The following is an 18,583-nucleotide window of genomic DNA, read 5'->3' as shown; positions in this document are numbered from 1 at the left end:
GGGACCGACACAGGGACCGCGACAGAGATCGGCCCCATGGAAAGGCTCCTGCGGGCCCGGCTCCGCGCCGATCCGGGCGTGGCGGCGCTGGCGGGCGAGAGGGTCAACTGGGACGCCCATCCCCAGGGCGCGCCGCGCCCGGCACTGGTGCTGCATCTGATCGCGGGCGCCCCGGGCCGGACCCTGACCGGGCCCGACGGGCTCTGGACCGGCCGGATCCAGATCGACGCCTGGGCCCGCGAGCGCGCCAGGGCCGGGGCGCTGGCGCGGGCCACCATCGCCTGCCTCAACGGCCTGTCCGAATCCGTGATCCGTGGCCTCTGGCTGGACAGCCAGCGCCGCGACCGGGCGGCCGATCCCGACGACAGGACCTGGCTTTACCGGGTCTCGATGGACTTCAGCGCAACATGGAGAGAGAGATGAGCGACGACATCACCGAGGCCGATATCGGCCATGGCGCCCGGCTCGGGCTTCAGGCCGAGGATGGCAGCTTCGAGGACCTGGCCATGGTCACCCGGATCAAGCCCGTCGGCTGGACCCGGGACGAGGAAGAGGGCACGCATCTGCAAAGCCCCGGCCGCTACAAGCAGTTCATCCCCGGCCTCAAGGAACAGACCCCCTGCGAGGCCGATCTGAACTGGATCCCCAGCGTCCCCGACCGGCTGATCGCGGCCTTCGAGGCCGGGCGCCAGACCTGGCAGATCACCGCGCCGAACGGGGTGCGGATGCAGTTCCCGGGCTTCATCACGACCTATGAGCCGGGCGAGTTCTCGAATGGCAAGATGACCGCCTCGGTCACCATCCGCCCGGCCGGACAGGCCACGATCCTGGAGGCGGAATGATGGCGAACCGGTTCAAGGGCGAGGTCGCCATCGACTGCGAGGGCAGCCGCTACACGCTTCGGATGGACATGCTGGCGCTCGCCGCCTTCGAGGACGCCACCGGCGAGAACGCGCTCTCCTGGGCCGAGGCGGCCGAGGGCGGCCAGGCCGCGGTCGGCGACATGATCGAGATGATCCGCTGCACCCTTGCCCGCCACCATCCCGAGGCCGATTACCGGCTGGCGGGCGATATCCTGAGCGAGGATCCGGGGGTGCTGCTCCGGCTCTTCCGCGCCGCCTCGCCCGAGCTCGCGCAGGACGAGCCGGAAGACGGGCCGGGAAAGCCGCTTCCGGCCCCCGCCGCCGGATGACGCTGGAGAGCCTGTTCGAAGCCCATGTCGCGGCCGGGTTCGACCCGGCCGCCTTCCAGGATCTGAGCCTGAAGGAATACGGGCTCGCGATGCGGGGCGCGCGGGCGCGGATCCGGGCCGAACACGAGGCCCGCGCCTGGCTGGCCTGGCATGTCGAGGCGCTCAGGCGCTGCCCGTCCCTGCCCTCCTTCCGCTCCTTCCTGGGCGGGCGGAGCGGGCCCGAAGCGGCCCAGCCCGCGACCGAGATGCAGGCCATGTTCGACACCGTCGCGACCGCCTGGGCCCGGCGCCCCGCGGCGCGCGGCTGATGGAGTATATATATAGTGTCCCAATCGGTGATCGGCGCGCTCCGGGTCAATCTCGGGCTCGACAGCGCCAAGTTCGAACGCGGCGCGAAGCGGGTGAAGGATCCGCTCCGCGTCATGCGCAGCCAGTTCCGCGCGGTGGCCGCGGCCGCCTCGGCGATGGGCGCGGCGCTGTCGGCGGCGGCCCTGAAGGGCGCGGGCGAGATCGACCGGGCGGCCAAGGCCGCGCGCCGCCTCGATGCCTCCATCGGCGCCTTCCGCGCGCTCGAGCTCGCCGCCGGTGAGGCGGGCGTGCCGCTTTCGGCGGTGACGAACGACATCCAGAACATCGGCCGCGAGATCGCCAATATCGGGGTTGGCGGCAATGCCGACCGGGCGCTCAAGCGGCTGGGGCTGGCGGCCGCCGATCTCGACGGGCTCGATGCCGATGCCAAGGTCGCGACCATCGCCGATGCGGTGAAGGGGCTCGGGCTTTCGGCGGGCGAGGCGACGGCGGTGCTGCGCGATCTGGGCGTCCGGAACCGCGAGATGGCGCTCGTGATGATCCAGGGCGGCGCGGCGATACGCGCCGCGCGCGAGGATGTCGAAGACTACGGGCTGTCGCTCGATGCGGTCGAGGCCGGGAAGATCGAGGCCGCCAATGACCGGATCGCCCGGCTGGGGCTGATCTCGCGCTATGCGGGCCAGCAGCTGGCGCTGCGGCTGGTGCCAGCCCTCGGCCGCGCGGCGCAGGCGATGACCGAGGCGCTGCGCGAGGGCGGGCTGTTGCGCAGGGTGATCGACGGGCTGACCGAGAACCTCGCGCGGATCTCGACCTGGATCGGCACGGCCGTCACCGCCTTCGGGGTCCGCTATGTCGGCGCGCTGGCGGCAGCACGGCTCGCCACGCTCTCGCTGGCGGGATCGCTCGCCATGCTCCGGGGCGCGCTGATCCGCTCGGGCATCGGCATCGCGGTGATCGCGGCGGGCGAGCTGGTCTATCAGCTCGGACGGCTGGTCACGGCCACGGGCGGCTTCGGGGAAGCGCTGGATCTGATGAAGGATGTCGCGGCCGAGGTCTGGGAGCGGATCGCCGAGGGGCCGCATCTGGTCACGCTCGCGGTCCGGCAGATGGGCTGGTCGATCCGCGCGGACTTCCTCGAGGCCATGGCCGACATACAGCAGCGCTGGTCGGGCTTCATCGGCAACATTGCGACCGTCGGCAAGCTGATCCCGGGCTTCGGGGCCTCCTTCCGCACGCTGGCCGCCTCGGTCACGGGCAGCGCCGAGAGCATGCGCGCGCTGCGCGAGGAGTCCCGGCTCGCGGCGCAATACGCTACCAATTACGGCACCCAGGTCGAGGGGCTGTTCACCAACATGACCCGGCCGCTCGAGACGCTGAAGGCACTGCGCGAGACCCTGGCCGAAACGCCCCCGGGCGGGCCCGGCCGCCCCAGGCTCCCGGAGGACGAGGACGACCAGACCGGGCTTGGCGGGATCGGCACCGCGACCGAACGGCTCAGCGAGACCGCGCGGAAGACCGGCGACAGCTTCAAGAGCTTCTTCAAGGACGTGATCTCGGGCTCGGGCGATGCGGGGGACGCGATCTCGGCGCTGGCCGACCGGATGCTCGACGATCTGCTCGACCGCGCGCTCTCGCCGCTGACCGACGCGATGGGCTCGCTCTTCGACGGGCTGTTCTCGGGGCTCTTCGGCGGCGGCGGCGCAAGCGGCGGCGGCGGGACCGTGACCCAGCTTTTCCCCTCGGGCGGCCTTCCCGGCTTTGCCCGCGGCACCGACCGCGCCCCGGGCGGGCTTGCCTGGGTCGGCGAGGCGGGCCCCGAGCTCGTGAACCTGCCCCGCGGCGCCCAGGTGATCCCGAACCACCGCCTGGGCAGCCTCGGCGGCGGCTCGGTCCGGATGGGCGATGTGCATGTCAGCGTGGCCCAGACCAATGCCGATCCGCGCCAGATCGCCGAGGCGGTGCGCCGGGTCTCCCGCGAGGAGGCGCAGCGGGTCTATGCCCGCCAGCGCCGGGAGGGCCGCTGATGGCCTTCCCGCCCGATGCCGTCCGCGTGGCCTCGCTCACGCTGAAGCAGATCACCTCCTCGATCCGCGTGCAGAGCCCCTACAGCTTTGCGCAGACCGCCTATGACTTCATGGGCGGCATGTGGGCGGCCGAGCTGGTGCTGGCGGCATTCGATGCCCGCGAGAGTGCCGCGATCTCGGCCTGGATCGCCAGCCTCAACGGTCCGGCGGGCCGCTTCGAGCTCGACATGGCCGCGATGGATTACGAGGGGCCCCATGGCAAGATCACCACGGATCCGGTGGTGGCGGTCGCGGCCAATGCCCGGGCGCAGGCGCTGGTGCTGCAGTTGGCAGTCGCGGGCGACCGGGTGTTGCCGGGCGATTACCTGACCCTCGGCCGCCATCTGCATATCGTGACCGCGGCCGAGGCCCCCACACCGGCCTTCCGGCAGAGCGTCACGCTCTGGCCCCGGCTGCGCCGCCCCGTCGCCCCGGGCGATCCGGTGGCGATGCGCGCGCCCTGGGGCAGCTGGGCGCTGGCCGGTCCCGAGGCCGTGCTTTCCGTCAGCCAGGCGCGGGTCCGGACAAGATCCCTGCAAATCAGAGAGGCGCTGTGATGGATGCAAGCGGAGACCGGATGCTGGGTCTGCTGGTGCGCTGCCGGTTCGATACCGGCGATCTGGCGATGTTCACCGGGCACGGGACCGTCGACTGGGAGGGCGTGACCTATCTCGGCGCGGGGCAGATGCTCTCGGTCGGCGAGGCGCAGGCGACCTCGGGCGAGGGCATTCCGGGGCTGTCGATCACGCTTTCCGGGCTCGATCCCGAGGTGGTGGCGCTGGCCGAGCTCGAGGAGTTCCAGCGCCGCCGGGTGACGGTGTTCCTGGCGCTGTTCGACGAGACCGGCCAGATCGAGACGGCCGATGTGCTCTTCGACGGGGTCGCCGACACCATGGAGAGCGATGACGGCCCCGACACCGCCACCACCACGCTGGCGCTCGAGCCGCGCAGCATGGCGCTGGGGCGCAAGTTCCCGTTCTATTACCTGCCCGAGGACCAGGAAAAGCGCTTCCCGGGCGATCAGGGCTTCGGCCTGGTCCAGGCGATCCAGAACCGCGAAGATACCTGGGGGCGGACCTGATGCGGCGCGCGGGCTGGGAGCGGCGCCTGTCGGCGGCGGTGCGGGACTGGGAGGACCGGCCCTTTGCCTGGGGCACGGCCGATTGCCTGGGCTTCTGCCGCGCCGTCGCCCGGAGCATGACATGGGAAGATCCGATCCCGGGGCTGCCGGATTACGGTTCGGAATACGGGGCGGCCAAGGTGCTGGTCTTGCTGGGCTTCGGCTCCATCGAGGCGCTGGTCGACGCGCATCTGGAGCGGCTGCCGGTCGCGGGCGCGCGGCGCGGCGACTGGGTGATGACCGCCTGCGAGGGCGCGATGCCGGGCGCCATGGGCGTGGTGACGGGGCGCTATGCGCAGCATATGGGCCGGAACGGCCTGGTGCGCCGCCCGGTCCTGACCGCGGAGGCGGCATGGCGTATCGACTGATCCTTCCCGCGCTGCTGATCCTGCTGGCCGGACCCGCCCATGCCATGCCGCCGGTGGTGGCGGCCCTTGGCGTTGCGGCGGGCGGCTGGATGGCCGGGCTGACCGCGACCGCCATCATGGGCCAGGCTGCGCTCGCGGCCGTGCTGACCGGCATCCAGATGGCGATGGCGAAGAAGCCCCAGGCCAAGACCCGCGACGAGATCACCCTCAACCGGATCCAGCCGGTGACGACGGGCCGGATCCTCTATGGCGAGCGCATGCTCGGGGGCTCCATCGTTGCCCGCGCCACCACCGAGGCCGGGGGCAAGCCGCATCGCCGCTATCACTCGATCATGCCGCTGGCCTGCCACGAGATCGACGGCGCGGTCGAGATCTGGCTGGGCGAGACCCTGGTCTGGACCGAGGCGCAATACCGCCGCGATGAAGCCGCGGGCAGCGGCGATCCGTATCATTGGGGCCAGGTCGGAAGCGATTACAAAGGCCGCGTGCGCCTCTGCGTCCACAATGGCGGCGAGGATCAGGCGGCCGAGGCCCGCTATGTCGCGGCCGCCCGCGAATGGACCGAGGCGCATCGGCTGCGCGGCGTGGCCTATGTCTATTTCGAGGCCGATTACGACCGCGACCTCTTCCCCAGCGGCGCGCCCCAGATCCGGGTCAGGTGCCGTGGCAAGCGCGTTTACGATCCGCGCGACGGCCAGGTAAAATACAGCACCAATCCGGCGCTCTGCCTGCGCGATTACATGCTGACGCCGCAGCTCCGGGGCGGGCCGGGCTGGCGCCCCGGGGATCTCGACGAGGACACGATCCTCGCGCTGGCCAACCTGGCCGAGGAACAGGTGCCGCTGGCCTCGGGCAGGACCGAGGACCGCTATGCCTTCAACGGCGTGCTCGAGACCGAGGCCACCGCGGCCGAGAACCTGAACGACCTGTCTTCCTCCTGGGGCGGCTGGTGGACCTGCGAGCGCGGCCGCCTGACCGTCGGGGGCGCGGCCTGGGAAGAGCCCGCCTTCACCGTCACCGAGGACATGCTGGTCGGCGGCATCCAGGTCACCGCGCGCAAGCCCTTCGAGGAACAGTTCAACACCGTGAAGGCGCAATATGCCGATCCGGAAAACGAGCATGTCGTGACCGACCTGCCGGTGCTGGACAGCGCCACCTATATCGCCGCCGACAATGGCGAGCCGCTGGTGCTCGACATGGGCGAGTTGCCGGGCGAGACCGGCTTTGCCCGCGGCCAGCGGCTGATGAAGCTGGCACTGCTGAAGGGCCGCCGCCAGAAGCAGGTCACGCTGCCCTGTTCGCTTGCCGCCTGGCCGGTGCGGCTGGGCGACAATATCCGGGTGAGCCTGCCGCGCCGGGGCTGGACGGCGAAGACCTTCGAGGTCACCGGCCGCACCGTCCATATCGGCGAGGACGGGGTCCGCGTCACGCTGAGCTGCATCGAGACCGGCCCCGCGATCTTCGACTGGCGGACCTCGGAGGAGATGCCCAAGCCCGCGGGCGGTGTGCCCACCCTGCCCTCGCCGACCGCAAAACCGGTGGTCTCGGCGCCGACCATGACCGAGGAATTGTACGAGACCCGCGGCGGCGGCGGGGTCAAGACCCGGGTGCGGCTGGCGGCCACGACCGACAATCCCTTCGTCGACACCTGGCAGTTCGCCTGGCGCCCGGTCTCTGCCCCCGAGCCCACGCTGCGCGGGCTGACGGATACGCCCGAGGACATGATCGACGATGTGGCGCCGGGCCCCTATGCCTTCGGCGTGCGCGGGCGCAATGCGCGCGGCATCTGGTCGGACTGGGCCTGGGCAGGCGCCGCCGCCGTGCAGGGCGAGAACGCCCCGCCGGGCGCCATCACCGGGCTTTCGGTCCAGGCCTCGGGTGGCGCGGTGGCGATGCTGCGCTGGGACCGGCATCCCTCGCTCGACGTGCGCCAGGGCGGCCGGATCGAGTTCCGCCACGCGACCGCGCAGGCGGGTGCCAGCTGGCAGAGCTCGACCGGCATCGGCAAATCGGTCTCGGGCGGGGTCACCGAGGCGACCCTGCCGCTCAAATCCGGCACCTATCTCGCGCGCCCCTATGACGCGATGGGCACGCCCGGCCCGGTCTCGGGGATCGCGGTCCGCGCCGCCTCGATCATCCCGACCACGACCGTCGCCACCCTGGCCGAGGCGCCGGACTTCGCGGGGGCGGCAGAGGGCTGCCACGCGGCGGGCGGCGTGCTGGCGATGGCTCCGGGCGAGACCCGCGCGCGCTATGCCTTCGCGGGCCGGATCGATCTGGGCGCGGTCCAGCCGGTGCGGCTGATCTCGGATATCGAACTCCTGATCTCGGAGGCCCGGGACCTGTTCTGGCAGCCCTCCGGCACGGCGATGTGGACGCCGCCCGATGCGCGGCTCTGGCTCGGCTCGACGGATGCCTATGGCGATGTCGATCTGCAGGTCTCGGTTACCGATGACGCCCCCGACGCCGCCCGCTGGGGGCCCTGGCAGAGCTTCGATGCCGCCGACTACTCGGGCCGGGCCTTCCGCTTCCGCGCGGTCCTGGGCGTCGAGAGCCCCGATTACACCATCGGCATCACGGGCCTGACCGTGACCGCCCTCCAGGCCGCATGAGGATGACATGACCCAAGCCACCTATCTGCTCGACACCGGCCATACCAAGGCCCAGGCCTTCGCCATGCTGCAGGGCGTGCTTTCCGCGATCCAGAGCGGCAATGCCGGGGCCACCCCGCCCGCCGAGACGGCGGCCGGCATGCTCTGGGTCGATACCGACGCCCGCGCCCTGAAGATGCGCAATGTCCCGAACAATGGCTGGATCACGCTGGGCTCCTTCGCCTCCGGCAGCTTCGTTCCGGCCGGGGTGAACCAGCTGACCGAGGCCCAGGCGAAGGATGCGTTTTCCGACATCTACGGCGCGGTGACCGGGGCGATCCTGCGCGCCGCGATCCTGGCCCACGCCCCCGACGCTGTGATCCCGGGCTGGCACCCTTTCGACATGGTCCGGCCCGGCGACGGCGCCACCGGCCTGATCTGGAGCTACGACAAGGCAGGCAGCATCCAGAACGTGGAGACGCCCGAGTTCGAGGACGGATACGAATATGCGCTGGTCTTCGAGGCCGTCGCCACCAACAAGACCACCTCCACACTGCAGATCTCGGTGCGGCCCGAGGTCACCGGCACCTGGTCGCCCTTCACGTCCTTCCCCGGGGCGGGCTTCCGCAGGGATGACGTCTGTTCCGGCATGCTGCGGCTGCCCATGCCGCGCCAGCCCCGGCTGGTCCATGGCTGCATCTGGGACGCGCCGCTGAAGGCCGGGATGGAGGATCTTGCCGTCCCGACCGGCGCCCCCGAGGCCTCGGCGCTGAGTGCCGTCCGGGTCCGCTGGGCCGAGGGCGGACGCATCAACGAGGTCTTCCGCACCGGCCGCGTCCGCCTGTTCAGGCGCCGCGAACACCTCACCGGCTGATCTGCCCTCCCATGACGAGGCCCGCCATGACCGTCACCAACACCGCGCGCGCCCATCCGCCGGAGGCCCCATGCAGGAACTGACCACGCAGATCCGGGACTGGTGGGCGGTGATGCTCTCGCTGCTCGGGCTGGCCGTCTGGTCGGTACGGCTCGAGGCCCGGGCGCGGACCAATACCGCCGCGCTCGACCGCGAGACCGCCCGGCTCGCCGAGGAGATCCGCGCCCTCGAGGCCCGCTGGCAGCGGCAGCGCGCCGAAGATCTCGCCGCCCGCCAGCGCGACCGCGAGGAGACCAACGCGCTGCTGCGCGAGCTTCGCGCCGACATCAAGACCGTCCTGCAGCGCGTCCCGCGCTGAGCTATTCCCCCGAAAGGAGCCCCAAATGCACCTCGTGCCCCACTGGCGCGCGCTGATCCGGCGCGCCTGGTCGATCCGTCTCATCCTGATCGCGGGCCTGCTCTCGGGCTGTGAGGCCGGGCTCTCGCTCGCCTCGCCCGATCTGCTGGGCATCCCGCGCGGCCTCTTTGCCGGGCTGTCGGCGCTGGTGACCGCGGCCGCCTTCGCCGCCCGGCTGATCGCCCAGAGGATGGAGTGAACCGATGCGCAGGATCCTGAAACGCGGCGCCGCCGCCACCGCCCTCGCGCTCAGCTTCGTCGGTGGCAATGAGGGCCTGAAGACAGAGGCCTATCTCGACATCGTCGGCATGCCGACCGTCTGCTTCGGCGAGACCCGGGGCGTCGCGCTCGGCGACAGCTACACGCCCGCCGAGTGCCGGGCGATGTTCGCCGGGAGGCTCGCGGAGTTCGAGGCCGGGCTCGACCGGCTGATCGCGGATCCCGTCGAGGACCTGATCCCGGCCCGGAGCTATGTGGGCATTTTGGACTGGGCCTATAATGTCGGGCTCGGCGCGGCTGCGCGCTCGACCCTGATCCGCAAGCTCAATGCGGGCGATCTGCGCGGCGCCTGCGACGAGCTTCCGCGCTGGCGCTTCGCGGGCGGCAAGGGCATTCGCGGCCTCCTGATCCGCCGCAACAAGGCCCGGCAGCTCTGTCATGAGGGGCTCGACGGCGTTCCGGCCGACGTGCCGTTTCGCTGGGACGGCGCATGAGGGCGCTCCTCGCGGCGCTGCTGCTGGCCGGATGCGGCGGGCTGCCCGTGCCGCTCGGGCCAAACGTCGCCGCCAACGTCCAGGCCGGGGCCGAAAACGTCCAGGGCCAGAAGGTCGAAAACGCGCCTTCCATCCTTCGGCCCCGCGCCCGCGAGATCCGCCAGGAGCAATCCGAGAACCGCCTCCGCGCCGACCGCGTCGAGACCGTCATCGTCAATGTCATTCCGCCCTGGATCGTGCTGGTCGCCCTGATCGGATGGATCGCCCCCTCGCCCGGCGAGATCGGGCGGCGGATCGGCGAAGCGGTCAGGGGAAGGCGATCATGAGAAATACAACCATAAGGCGAGTTATCTATAATACAGACAACCTTTGGTTAGGGTATCCGCTATAACAACGGAACTGGCCAGGCAAGGGCCCACTAAACTTATCAAAGAACTGAAACTAAATTAGACCCTCGCAGGCCCAACGCCCGCGGGGGTCGCCCCGTTCTCGCGTGCCCGCTTGGGGGTGCCACCCTTTCCTTCTCTCACGCAACTGAATTCCCCCCGCTTACGGGCGGGGGCAAGGCGGTGTTGTAGCACCGCCTCACCACGCAGCCTGCGTCAACAGATGCTGCGCCGACACCCGAGAGGGAATCTGTCGCCCGGCTCTCGCGAGAGCGGGCGGACCTAGAACAGGTTCCTGACATGAACGAAATGCGAAAAACCGTCCCCGCAACCCCCGTCGCCCCGTGGATGGGCGGCAAGAAGGCCCTCAACCGGCGGATCATCGAGCGGATCGAGGCGATCCCGCACCGCACCTATGTCGAGCCCTTCCTCGGCATGGGCGGGGTCTTCCTGCGCCGAAGCTGGCGCCCGCGTCTGGAGGTGGCGAACGACCTGAACGGCGAGATCACCAATCTCTTCCGCGTGTTGCAGCGCCATTATCCCCAGCTGATGGAGGTGATGCGCTTCCAGATCACCTCGCGCCGCGAGTTCGAGCGGCTCCGCGCCTGCGATCCGGCCACGCTGACCGATCTGGAACGTGCCGCGCGCTTCCTCTATCTGCAGCGGCTGGCCTTCGGCGGGCAGCTCCGCGGGGTTTTCGGCATATCGCCGAACAGTGGGCCTCTGTTCAGCCTGGCCAAGATCGGCCCGCTGCTCGACGCCGCTCATACCCGGCTCGACGGCGTGGTCTTCGAGAACCTGCCCTGGCAGGACGTGCTGGCCCGCTATGATGGCCCGCAGGCGCTGTTCTATCTCGATCCGCCCTATTGGGGCGGCGAGGACGATTACGGCAAGGGGCTCTTCGACCGCGACCAGTTCGCCGAGCTGGCCGAGCGCCTGGGCCGGATCAAGGGCGCCTTCCTGCTGTCGATCAACGACCGGCCCGAGATCCGCGATCTGTTCGGCGCCTTCGTGATCGAGGAGGTGCGGCTGACTTACTCGGTCTCGAAGAGCGGCGCGACCGCCGCGCGGGAGTTGATCATCGCCAATCGCGAGGTCAGGGTGGGGCTCGTATGAGTTCCCCCGGCCCGGTCGGCGTTTAACCGGATCTTGGGGGCGCCCGGTAAAAGGTCTATCCCATGCGCCGTCTCCTGTCCCTGCTCCTGCTGAGCCTGACGCTCCTGACCTGCGCGCCGGTCGCGCAGGCGCCGCAGAGCGTCGCACCGGCCCTGCCCTATGAGCGCGCAGCCTTCGGCTCGGGCTGGACCGATCCGGACGGCAACTGCCTCGATACCCGCGCCGAGCTGCTGGCGGACCTCTCCACCGTGCCGGTGCGGCTCGCGCCCTCGGGCTGCTCGGTGCGCCACGGCCGCTGGTTCGCGCCCTATACCGGGCAGGTGATCACCGAGGCGGGCGATCTCGACATCGATCACATCGTGCCGCTGCGCTATGCATGGGGCCACGGTGCCGCCAGCTGGCCCGCCGCGAAGCGCGCCCGCTTCGCCCGCGATCCGGTCAACCTGCTGCCCGTCAGCGCCTCGGCGAACCGCTCGAAAGGCGCGCGCGGGCCGCTCGACTGGTTGCCGCCGGATCCGGGCTTCCGCTGTCAGTATGTGCTGCGGTTCCGGCGGATCGCCGCGAGCTACGGCCTGGTGCAGTCCGCCGCCGAGGAGCGGGAGCTGGTCGCGCTGACCGGGCGGCTGTGTGGGGCATAGGGCGGAGACCGGACGTTCGGCCCCATTCCGAGGTATCGGCCGAGCTTCCCAGAACCGGACCTTCACCGCGCTTCGACGCCGAGTCGGCCGGATCTCGGAGGTTTGGGCGGAGAGCCAACCTTGGCTGCGCTCTCGACGAACGGCAGCTGTGCGCAGGAAGCGGACATGGCTCTCCTGGCGTCCACCCGTGCATCGCCCGGCACTTCCGGCCCATCGAGCGAGGCTCGACAGATGGCTAGTGCGAGCCCCCTTGAGGGATTCAAACGCGATGAGTTCTTAGACTTCATTGTACTGGGCACGCATAAAAAATCGTTCTCGTCTTAGGCAGCGTCTAAGGAGACCGGCATGAAGGGATCAGCGATACGCAAGCCGCTTTAGCGGCTCTTCGTAAGCGCCGATCAAAACACTCAGTGGATCTGCCCCCTTAAAGAAGACCTGTGCATCAATGCCATTCTCAGGCAGAAGTCCTGTGGACTTCCGCACTGTCGAAATAGCGTTTCGAGATACTTCCCTAGACCACCCTGGAAAGCCGATTTGAGATACTCGTTGGTCGCCAACGTATACGTTGATGAAGTTTCCGCTTGGACAACCAATGGAACAACCATGTGCTCCCAGCAATTTTTGAAGTTCATTGAATGTCACAATGTAGGACATTCTATTGTCCTGCTTGCGAAACATTGTCTTGAACCTTGGGGAGATTTCACTGACCTCCATATGTCTGCCATTTGCGCGCTTGAAGTCCGCGATCTCGACCGTGAAGTCTTCGACTTGGGTGATGTCCACAGATGGTGTGTAACCATGTTCCATCATGAAGAAAACCGAGCTGAGAAACGCAGTCCGTTTGTTCCCATCGTGGAAAGGGTGGTCGTTGATCAGCCCGAAGATCAGTGAAGAGGCGATGTCCCAAAAATCATTGTAAACAAATGAGCCGAAGGCAGAAGCCAGTTGCCGACCAACTGCAGAAGAAAGAAGGTAAAAGTCCTTTGGGCCAAAACCCGCAATTCCATCTCCTAACTTTAGGAAATGATTGCAAATCAAGAAATGCGCATCTAGCACGTCTTCGCAAGTGAGGTAAGGACGATCACCGGAATAATCTATTTCATCAATTTTTTTGTAGTGGTGCAGATAGTTTTGAAAAAGTTTTGGGTCTATGCCGCTGCCATCAAGCATTTTTTCTCCTCAAGGTTAACAAGCTATGAACACCACTGAATTTTCGCCTTTGGCTAGCCGAATGCCGCGACGAAGCTCGCCCGGCAGCTTCGGGCTGAGAGCGGACTTGCGGCGGCGCAGCACCAGAAGTGTATGCTCATAGTCGGGAGGACGTCATTTCCAGCCCGCAGCCGCCCACAAATCGCTCGTGCCGCAATTAGAGTGTAAGCGAAATTGCTTCGATTAGAAGGGAATTTCGTCGTCTAGGTCTCGCCCGCCGCCATATCCCGCATCAGGCTTGGGCAGCTCTTTGCGGGGCGGCTCGATCTTCTTGATTTCTGGCGGCTTTGGCAAACTGGGCTCAGCCTCTTTGGCATCATCCAAAACGCCCATAATCTTTTCAAACCAAGGCCACCAAGGGCGCGCGCCCTCGCGCTCAACGTCCGCACTCAATCCAGCCAGTGACCGCGCCAAGTCGGCAAAACGCTCATACCTAGTGCGCGCCTTGCTTACCTCTTGGGCGAGTTTCGCCAATATGTCATAGAGCTTGTCTTTCTTGGAATCTGGTGCAGAAGACGAATCAACTTCGCGACGGATTTTCTCAATGAAGTGGTGAATCTTGGTCTTCTGCGCTTCTGTCAGCCCCACGCTCATGGCGTTTCGGCTTCGGGAATTTGCAATGCGCATCTGGATAATCACGTTGTCCACAGCGCGCAGGAAGTCGTTGAAATGCTCGTTGTTGTCGCGTGTATTGACAGAAAACCCGGAGAGAGCATCAACGTCCAAAGCATAAGCGGCGGCAAGTGTCTTGTTCATGTAGTCGGCGGCGATATAGGACCAGCTTGAATTTTGATCTTCTTGCGCCGCTTCCAGTTCATTCCGAAATTCTTTTTCGAGCTGAAGAAACGCAACGTGGTTGTCTTCAGAAAGGTTTTCGTATGGATCCATTTAAAGTCCCTCAATCCATTTATTATTCGCCACGGTAGCGTTGCGCTTGGGCATTGTCACCACCTGAACTTCTTCGGCGTGGCGCACTCCGCCCCACCGAGCTGCGGGTTGGGACCGTTTCGCTGAACTTTGCAAACCTCATACTCTGCGCTGAGCCGACCTTAGGGCCCTGGGCTATGCTGCGCGGTGCCATGAAGGTCCGGTATGGGGAAGCCGCGCTGCGGCAATGATGACCCGACGAACGGCAGCAAAGGGCCGAGGCTGTGTGAAAACTCCAATTTCGAGAATCTGGTGGGAACACTTTCCTCAGTGGCCCGTGTGCGGCGACCCGTGCCAGAACGAAATACTGCCGCAGCTCCTTTGGAAGAACATCGTTTCGGGGTCGACCATGCCTGACCGAGTTTTCACACAGCCTCGGCCGATCTGCGTCGCTCGTCGAGAGCTGCTCCATAGGCTAACCAGAAAAGATCAGACATGTTCACCGCTCGCTTTCGAACGGTGAATCACGCTCGCTCGACTAAATCAATGGGTCCTGACCCTAGTCAAACCAATGTCCGCCAAGTATTTCCATCCCAGCTGCAAGAACCGTTTCTGGGCGCGCGCACAACGTTCAATGGCGCGCAGCCTGAACCATAAGTTCGTAGCTTCGGGGTTAAAGCGACTTGGGTGTTTCTCCAATATTTTCAACTGCAGCACGTAAATTTTGTCTTATCTACCAGCTTCATAGGTGGAACATGAGCTGCCTCGAAAACTTCAGAGCGCAGCCTGTTCGATCTCGGAGGCAACGAGCTCTTTCCAGTGCTTGATCAAGGGGAGACAAGTAAGGTGGTAAATCATCCATGAAGCATAGACACCTGTCGCGTGGTAGCATTGGCCTGCGGATACCTTGCCGTGCGCCATCTCGTGCCGAAGCTGAGGGCCGGGGCTGTGATGGAATAGCAGGTCGATTTCATTGACGATATCGGCCCCGAAAACATCCTCCAATTCTGGGCGAAGAAACCCTAGCATCCCTGACAGCGATCGCTCTTCTTGGAGAAGATTAGGCTTTATCTTGGATGTTTCTCGGCTGGCGTTAAGCATCACATGGCGGAGAGAGTTCTCAAGCTGAGGGATCAGCAGGTAAGCAGCCGAAGCGGCGTCTCCCTGGATGAGCCGCGCAAACCCTAGAGCAAACACGTGTTCTTGCCCAGGAGGGACGAAAGGGCTCATCTGAGCGATGGCCGCAAAGTGCCTGACCTCCAACGGAAATCGGGCCATGATGGTGCGACGCGCAGGCTCGATGTAGCCGCCAACTATCTGGTGCCACCAAATATCGAGTGTCCGAAGGTACTGCTCCTTCAGCCAAGCACCGTCAGGCTCTCCATCAAGCTTCAGGGCGGGCGTCTCGGCTACCGTCTTTCCCTCATGGTCGGAATAGCTGCCGCCGAAGACCGACGAGACGAAACCGTCCTTTCGACTCTCGAGCGCTTGCTGCTTGAGATGTTCCAGCTTAGGCGCCGAGGCCAGAAGTGCAAACTGGAGCAGCACGTCCGGTAGGGTTAGCCCTTCGAATAATTCTATCGTCCCTTTGCGCTCCTGCGTGATATCGAGCGGGATGCTGAATTGCCCGAATTCGTCCAGCGACGCCTCCTGCAGTTCGCGCAATTCCTTCCGAAGCTCAGTGATGCGATCCTTGAAGACGCGAGCGGCCCGAAGCTCGCCAATGGCCTTGCGTGTCCAGTAGGCCTGAGCCGCCGCGGAGCTGACCTGCGCGCGCATTCTCAGTGTTTCTTCGACAGACTGTGCCTGGCATTCGCGCTTGCTATCTTCGGCGCCGATCTTTGCGTAAGCTCGGGCGGCAAGGTTCCACACCGCCTGAACAGCCATCGGGTAGTCACCTCCGGTGCGCTTCTTGGCGAGCTTCGACGCATCAGTCGCCACTCTGGACCAGTCGGCCAACTCGTAGCCCACCGCGAGGTTTGCGACCCGCTCGAAGGCGACGTACTGGCCAGAATTCAAAGCGCGCTCGTACATCGCCTCGAACGCTGACCGCACGGTTTCAGGAATTTCGCGACGCTTGCAGGACATTGACGAAATCTGGAGCGACCTTTCAAGCCAGTCGACCAGATCAAGAATATGCTCTGCATCCCTAAATTCGGGAGCATATGTCCCGTCTAAGCGCCGCTCGATGGCCTCGCTGTACGCTGCGATGGCTACCGCGGCAGCGGCGCCCTGAGCGCGGTCGTTGTACCACACGACATCTGCGACCCTCGCCCTGAGGGCAGGGTGCCTGATCCCGTCGACGATGCCCGCGAGCACGGTATTCTGATGCCCGCGGAAGTCACTTGCCGTGTAGGATCTCCCCTCCCGACCGACGAACCTTGGCCCCCAGGGCGGGCCCGGATCCTCGACGCGCAACTGGAGTGTGCAGAGAAACATCAATAGCTGGTAGCCGCGCGCTTCAGCTCTATCGCCGGAGTCTTCAGCCGCCTTCGCAGCCATGCCTAGCGCCTGTTCCAGCGCACGCTCGTCGGCGCGATCAACCCCTTCCAACGCCTTCTCAAGATCGATTGTTGCGAAATCATCTGCGGACGCAAGCAGGATCGTAGAAGCGGGTTTCTCGTCGGCAGCTTCCTTATCGTCCGTTGTTTCGTTGACTTCTCTGGCCATAGTCTGCCCCACTAGTGAAAAGAATGCGGTCTTCTGTATTAACCGCTCAATTTACAGCTCTCGCTAAGATACACGAACCAGGGCGCGACGTGCTCATGCTTGTCTTGGCAGCCGCGCGTTGCGCCGCATGATAGCGAAATTCTTGCGCGCGCAAATAAACTCATTCTTCGGAAAATCGAATGACGGCGAATCCTGCATTTCCGCGGTCAGCTGGCTTTATTCGCAAGGACGAACGTTCGTCGTCGCAGCGAACTTCCTTTTTCTGGCCTTCGGCAAGGCCTCTAGGAGTCGCGGAAAAGATCGCTCCAGGGCATGCCGCAGCGGGGATGAACGGCCGCTTCCGTGATCCGCAGGCGGCGCGGGCTTGAGGTGTCGAACGGCGGCTATCGGCAGCGAGCGCCCGAGCGGGCGGCCCGAGGCGCTCGTGCGTCGCGTCGGGTTGCCGCAGGTCGGCTTCGAGCTTCACGACCACATTCCACACCAATAGGATTCTGTCGCAAGTCGGCTCATATAACGTCTGTGGTTGGGAATGCATCGGCCAACGCGTCAACGCCGGTTCGTCGGAACCTCCGCGCCGACATCTGCAAGCGCAGATGTTTGAGCTTGTCGGGATTCCTCATGATCCAGATCGCTTCTATCCGGCCGCGCCGGATCGAGAGGGCGGTGGTCTGCAGGACGCCCCCTTCAATGGACACAAAACCGGGCGAGCCGTTGATCCACCGAAGCGGAGGACAGGGCCCGACCGGAAGTGTCCGCTTTCTGGCAAGGCCGGCGAACAGGCGGGCAGCGTTGCGAGACCCGTTCAGCACGTTGATGGCCGCTTTCACTCTGCCGCCACCATCGGTGTGAACCTCGATATCCTCGGCAAACAGGGCAAGCAGACGATCCATATCGCCCTGCCGGCTTGCCTCCCAGAAGGCGGTGACGAGCGGATGATCCGTTTCGCTCGACGGTGGATCGGCAGGTTCGGCCCCAGCCAGCCTGCGCCGCGCCCGGGAGACGAGTTGCCGACACGCCGTGGGGGTCTTGTCAACGAGCAGGCCTATTTCCTCGAAACTGTAGTCGAATGCATCGCGGAGAATGAACGCCGCCCGCATCTCGGGTGTCAGGCTGTCGAGGGTCAGGATCAGCGCGATGCCGACATCCTCGGTCAGGATCCACTCCTCTTCCGCGCCGGGGGCATGATCGGCGATCAACGGATCGGGCAGCCATGCCCCGACATAGGTTTCCCTGCGCACCCGTGCCGAGCGCAGATGGTCGAGGCACAGTCGCATCACGACCGTCGAAAGCCACCGGGCCGGACGGTCGATGCCGGACAAATCGGCGTCACGGAATTTCAACGCGGCGTCCTGGAGGATATCATCCGTCTCGGCCACCGATCCGGTCATGCGGTAGGCGAGCCCCGCCAGACGCCGGCGCTCGCCCTCGAAGATCTGACTATGCGGGTCAGCCTGCCGCATCTCGAGCCTCGCGCAGCGTGTGGACTTGGCGAAAGCCGACGGCAAAGCAGTTCCATGCGTTGATCATGGTGATCACGAAGGTCAGTTCGACCCGTTCACGCTCATCGAAGGATGCGGCCAGAAGCCTGTAGTCGGTATCCGGTGCGCCGGTCTGTTCGATGCGCGTCAAGGCCTCGGCCCATGCCAGCGCGGCACGCTCGCGATCGTCGAAGACCGGGCTTTCTCGCCAAGCCGCAAGGACATCCAGCTTCTGCTGCGACAGACCGGCCTGCCGCGCGGCGGGGGCATGCAGGTCAAGGCAGAAAGCGCAGCCGTTGATCTGCGACACGCGCATCTTGACCAGCTCACGCAGGGCTTCAGGCAGGGATAGGTCCTTTATCGTCTCCTCGGCCGCCATCATCGCCTTCATCGCATCCGGCGCGGCCTTGTAGTAATTCATACGAGGGGTCATCGCTGTCTCCGTTCTCTGTCTATACTCACAAGACGAGACAGGATCGAGATTTGTGACACCAGGAGCAGCGTGTTGAGCGCCCGCATGCCCGCTTCGTCCGCCCTCCTGACCTTGGCGGCCAGAGTGCATGCTGCAACGGGGATGAACGGCCGCTATCGT

General features: G+C 65.8%; 21 protein-coding genes. 16 read left to right on the top strand and 5 right to left on the bottom strand.

All coding sequences use genetic code 11. The features are described from left to right. The first annotated feature begins 36 nt into the window (after window positions 1-36). The 16 genes from gp17 to A6W98_RS11750 all read left to right on the top strand — a co-directional run bounded on the left by gp17 (window position 37) and on the right by A6W98_RS11750 (window position 11,767). Window positions 37-423, top strand: a complete 387-nt coding sequence (gp17, locus tag A6W98_RS11825; protein WP_042465011.1) for a tail completion protein gp17 — start codon at window positions 37-39, stop codon at window positions 421-423. Next, complete coding sequence (locus A6W98_RS11820; RefSeq protein ID WP_042461713.1) at window positions 420-842, top strand: phage tail tube protein; 423 nt, start codon at window positions 420-422, stop codon at window positions 840-842. The genes gp17 and A6W98_RS11820 overlap by 4 nt, the downstream gene beginning before the upstream one ends. Further along, entirely contained in the window at window positions 839-1,192 is a 354-nt protein-coding gene (locus A6W98_RS11815; RefSeq protein WP_042461712.1) for a GTA-gp10 family protein, read from the top strand. Before A6W98_RS11820 ends, A6W98_RS11815 begins: the two co-directional genes overlap by 4 nt. Further along, window positions 1,189-1,500: a hypothetical protein gene (locus tag A6W98_RS11810; protein WP_052678021.1), complete on the top strand. Its 312-nt coding sequence runs from the start codon at window positions 1,189-1,191 to the stop codon at window positions 1,498-1,500. The genes A6W98_RS11815 and A6W98_RS11810 overlap by 4 nt, the downstream gene beginning before the upstream one ends. Window positions 1,501-1,515: 15 nt before the next feature. Beyond that, window positions 1,516-3,525, top strand: a complete 2,010-nt coding sequence (locus A6W98_RS21675) for a hypothetical protein (protein ID WP_052678020.1) — start codon at window positions 1,516-1,518, stop codon at window positions 3,523-3,525. Further along, window positions 3,525-4,121 carry a hypothetical protein gene (locus A6W98_RS11800; protein ID WP_042461710.1) on the top strand — a complete coding sequence of 199 codons (597 nt, stop codon included), beginning with the start codon at window positions 3,525-3,527 and terminating at the stop codon, window positions 4,119-4,121. The genes A6W98_RS21675 and A6W98_RS11800 overlap by 1 nt, the downstream gene beginning before the upstream one ends. Beyond that, entirely contained in the window at window positions 4,121-4,645 is a 525-nt protein-coding gene (locus tag A6W98_RS11795) for a hypothetical protein (protein WP_042461708.1), read from the top strand. The genes A6W98_RS11800 and A6W98_RS11795 overlap by 1 nt, the downstream gene beginning before the upstream one ends. Continuing rightward, window positions 4,645-5,052 (top strand): DUF6950 family protein, encoded by a 408-nt coding sequence (locus A6W98_RS11790; protein WP_052678019.1) that lies wholly within the window; start codon window positions 4,645-4,647, stop codon window positions 5,050-5,052. The genes A6W98_RS11795 and A6W98_RS11790 overlap by 1 nt, the downstream gene beginning before the upstream one ends. Then, a complete protein-coding gene (locus A6W98_RS11785) occupies window positions 5,037-7,664 on the top strand; it encodes a phage tail protein (protein ID WP_063490918.1) in 2,628 nt (875 codons plus the stop codon). Before A6W98_RS11790 ends, A6W98_RS11785 begins: the two co-directional genes overlap by 16 nt. Window positions 7,665-7,671: 7 nt before the next feature. Beyond that, window positions 7,672-8,517 (top strand): hypothetical protein, encoded by an 846-nt coding sequence (locus tag A6W98_RS11780; protein WP_042464304.1) that lies wholly within the window; start codon window positions 7,672-7,674, stop codon window positions 8,515-8,517. Between the two features lie 70 nt (window positions 8,518-8,587). Next, complete coding sequence (locus A6W98_RS11775; protein ID WP_042461673.1) at window positions 8,588-8,875, top strand: hypothetical protein; 288 nt, start codon at window positions 8,588-8,590, stop codon at window positions 8,873-8,875. Window positions 8,876-8,900: 25 nt separating this feature from the next. Then, the gene (locus tag A6W98_RS11770) at window positions 8,901-9,113 is read left to right on the top strand and encodes a DUF7940 domain-containing protein (protein WP_042464306.1); all 213 of its coding nucleotides are present in this window, start codon (window positions 8,901-8,903) and stop codon (window positions 9,111-9,113) included. 4 nt (window positions 9,114-9,117) lie between these two features. Further along, on the top strand, window positions 9,118-9,627 hold the full coding sequence (locus A6W98_RS11765; RefSeq protein ID WP_042464308.1) for a lysozyme: 510 nt from the start codon (window positions 9,118-9,120) through the stop codon (window positions 9,625-9,627). Beyond that, window positions 9,624-9,953 (top strand): bacteriophage spanin2 family protein, encoded by a 330-nt coding sequence (locus A6W98_RS11760; protein WP_042464309.1) that lies wholly within the window; start codon window positions 9,624-9,626, stop codon window positions 9,951-9,953. The genes A6W98_RS11765 and A6W98_RS11760 overlap by 4 nt, the downstream gene beginning before the upstream one ends. A gap of 369 nt (window positions 9,954-10,322) precedes the next feature. Continuing rightward, window positions 10,323-11,129, top strand: a complete 807-nt coding sequence (locus A6W98_RS11755; RefSeq protein WP_063490983.1) for a DNA adenine methylase — start codon at window positions 10,323-10,325, stop codon at window positions 11,127-11,129. Window positions 11,130-11,191: 62 nt separating this feature from the next. After that, window positions 11,192-11,767, top strand: a complete 576-nt coding sequence (locus A6W98_RS11750) for an HNH endonuclease family protein (RefSeq protein ID WP_081251911.1) — start codon at window positions 11,192-11,194, stop codon at window positions 11,765-11,767. Window positions 11,768-12,121: 354 nt separating this feature from the next. Here the strand turns inward: A6W98_RS11750 and A6W98_RS20385 are convergent, their stop codons facing one another. From A6W98_RS20385 to A6W98_RS11730, 5 genes are all read right to left on the bottom strand, one after another. Continuing rightward, entirely contained in the window at window positions 12,122-12,937 is an 816-nt protein-coding gene (locus A6W98_RS20385) for a type II toxin-antitoxin system death-on-curing family toxin (protein WP_072071685.1), read from the bottom strand. A gap of 222 nt (window positions 12,938-13,159) precedes the next feature. After that, window positions 13,160-13,864 (bottom strand): hypothetical protein, encoded by a 705-nt coding sequence (locus A6W98_RS11745; protein ID WP_042461696.1) that lies wholly within the window; start codon window positions 13,862-13,864, stop codon window positions 13,160-13,162. 753 nt (window positions 13,865-14,617) lie between these two features. Beyond that, on the bottom strand, window positions 14,618-16,513 hold the full coding sequence (locus tag A6W98_RS11740; protein ID WP_042461694.1) for a DUF4209 domain-containing protein: 1,896 nt from the start codon (window positions 16,511-16,513) through the stop codon (window positions 14,618-14,620). 506 nt (window positions 16,514-17,019) lie between these two features. Continuing rightward, a complete protein-coding gene (gene sigJ / locus A6W98_RS11735; protein WP_052678018.1) occupies window positions 17,020-17,973 on the bottom strand; it encodes an RNA polymerase sigma factor SigJ in 954 nt (317 codons plus the stop codon). Continuing rightward, window positions 17,960-18,412, bottom strand: a complete 453-nt coding sequence (locus A6W98_RS11730) for a carboxymuconolactone decarboxylase family protein (RefSeq protein ID WP_231098271.1) — start codon at window positions 18,410-18,412, stop codon at window positions 17,960-17,962. Before A6W98_RS11730 ends, sigJ begins: the two co-directional genes overlap by 14 nt. Window positions 18,413-18,583: the final 171 nt, after the last annotated feature.

This window comes from Rhodovulum sulfidophilum DSM 1374, assembly GCF_001633165.1.
Lineage (GTDB): Bacteria > Pseudomonadota > Alphaproteobacteria > Rhodobacterales > Rhodobacteraceae > Rhodovulum > Rhodovulum sulfidophilum.
Note: the sequence above shows the minus strand (reverse complement) of the source record. Positions and strands in the feature narration are given on the sequence as shown.

Bases quoted from the DNA above. Each gene is read 5' to 3' on its own strand.
- A6W98_RS11760 (WP_042464309.1), top strand. From the start codon at position 9,624: ATGAGGGCGCTCCTCGCGGCGCTGCTGCTGGCCGGATGCGGCGGGCTG.
- A6W98_RS11745 (WP_042461696.1), bottom strand. From the start codon at position 13,864: ATGGATCCATACGAAAACCTTTCTGAAGACAACCACGTTGCGTTTCTT.
- A6W98_RS11820 (WP_042461713.1), top strand. From the start codon at position 420: ATGAGCGACGACATCACCGAGGCCGATATCGGCCATGGCGCCCGGCTC.
- A6W98_RS11785 (WP_063490918.1), top strand. From the start codon at position 5,037: ATGGCGTATCGACTGATCCTTCCCGCGCTGCTGATCCTGCTGGCCGGA.
- A6W98_RS11815 (WP_042461712.1), top strand. From the start codon at position 839: ATGATGGCGAACCGGTTCAAGGGCGAGGTCGCCATCGACTGCGAGGGC.
- A6W98_RS11780 (WP_042464304.1), top strand. From the start codon at position 7,672: ATGACCCAAGCCACCTATCTGCTCGACACCGGCCATACCAAGGCCCAG.
- A6W98_RS11790 (WP_052678019.1), top strand. From the start codon at position 4,645: ATGCGGCGCGCGGGCTGGGAGCGGCGCCTGTCGGCGGCGGTGCGGGAC.
- A6W98_RS11750 (WP_081251911.1), top strand. From the start codon at position 11,192: ATGCGCCGTCTCCTGTCCCTGCTCCTGCTGAGCCTGACGCTCCTGACC.
- A6W98_RS11730 (WP_231098271.1), bottom strand. From the start codon at position 18,412: ATGAATTACTACAAGGCCGCGCCGGATGCGATGAAGGCGATGATGGCG.
- A6W98_RS11775 (WP_042461673.1), top strand. From the start codon at position 8,588: ATGCAGGAACTGACCACGCAGATCCGGGACTGGTGGGCGGTGATGCTC.
- A6W98_RS11765 (WP_042464308.1), top strand. From the start codon at position 9,118: ATGCGCAGGATCCTGAAACGCGGCGCCGCCGCCACCGCCCTCGCGCTC.
- A6W98_RS11755 (WP_063490983.1), top strand. From the start codon at position 10,323: ATGCGAAAAACCGTCCCCGCAACCCCCGTCGCCCCGTGGATGGGCGGC.
- A6W98_RS11800 (WP_042461710.1), top strand. From the start codon at position 3,525: ATGGCCTTCCCGCCCGATGCCGTCCGCGTGGCCTCGCTCACGCTGAAG.
- A6W98_RS11740 (WP_042461694.1), bottom strand. From the start codon at position 16,513: ATGGCCAGAGAAGTCAACGAAACAACGGACGATAAGGAAGCTGCCGAC.
- gp17 (WP_042465011.1), top strand. From the start codon at position 37: ATGGAAAGGCTCCTGCGGGCCCGGCTCCGCGCCGATCCGGGCGTGGCG.
- A6W98_RS11770 (WP_042464306.1), top strand. From the start codon at position 8,901: ATGCACCTCGTGCCCCACTGGCGCGCGCTGATCCGGCGCGCCTGGTCG.
- sigJ (WP_052678018.1), bottom strand. From the start codon at position 17,973: ATGCGGCAGGCTGACCCGCATAGTCAGATCTTCGAGGGCGAGCGCCGG.
- A6W98_RS11810 (WP_052678021.1), top strand. From the start codon at position 1,189: ATGACGCTGGAGAGCCTGTTCGAAGCCCATGTCGCGGCCGGGTTCGAC.
- A6W98_RS11795 (WP_042461708.1), top strand. From the start codon at position 4,121: ATGGATGCAAGCGGAGACCGGATGCTGGGTCTGCTGGTGCGCTGCCGG.
- A6W98_RS20385 (WP_072071685.1), bottom strand. From the start codon at position 12,937: ATGCTTGATGGCAGCGGCATAGACCCAAAACTTTTTCAAAACTATCTG.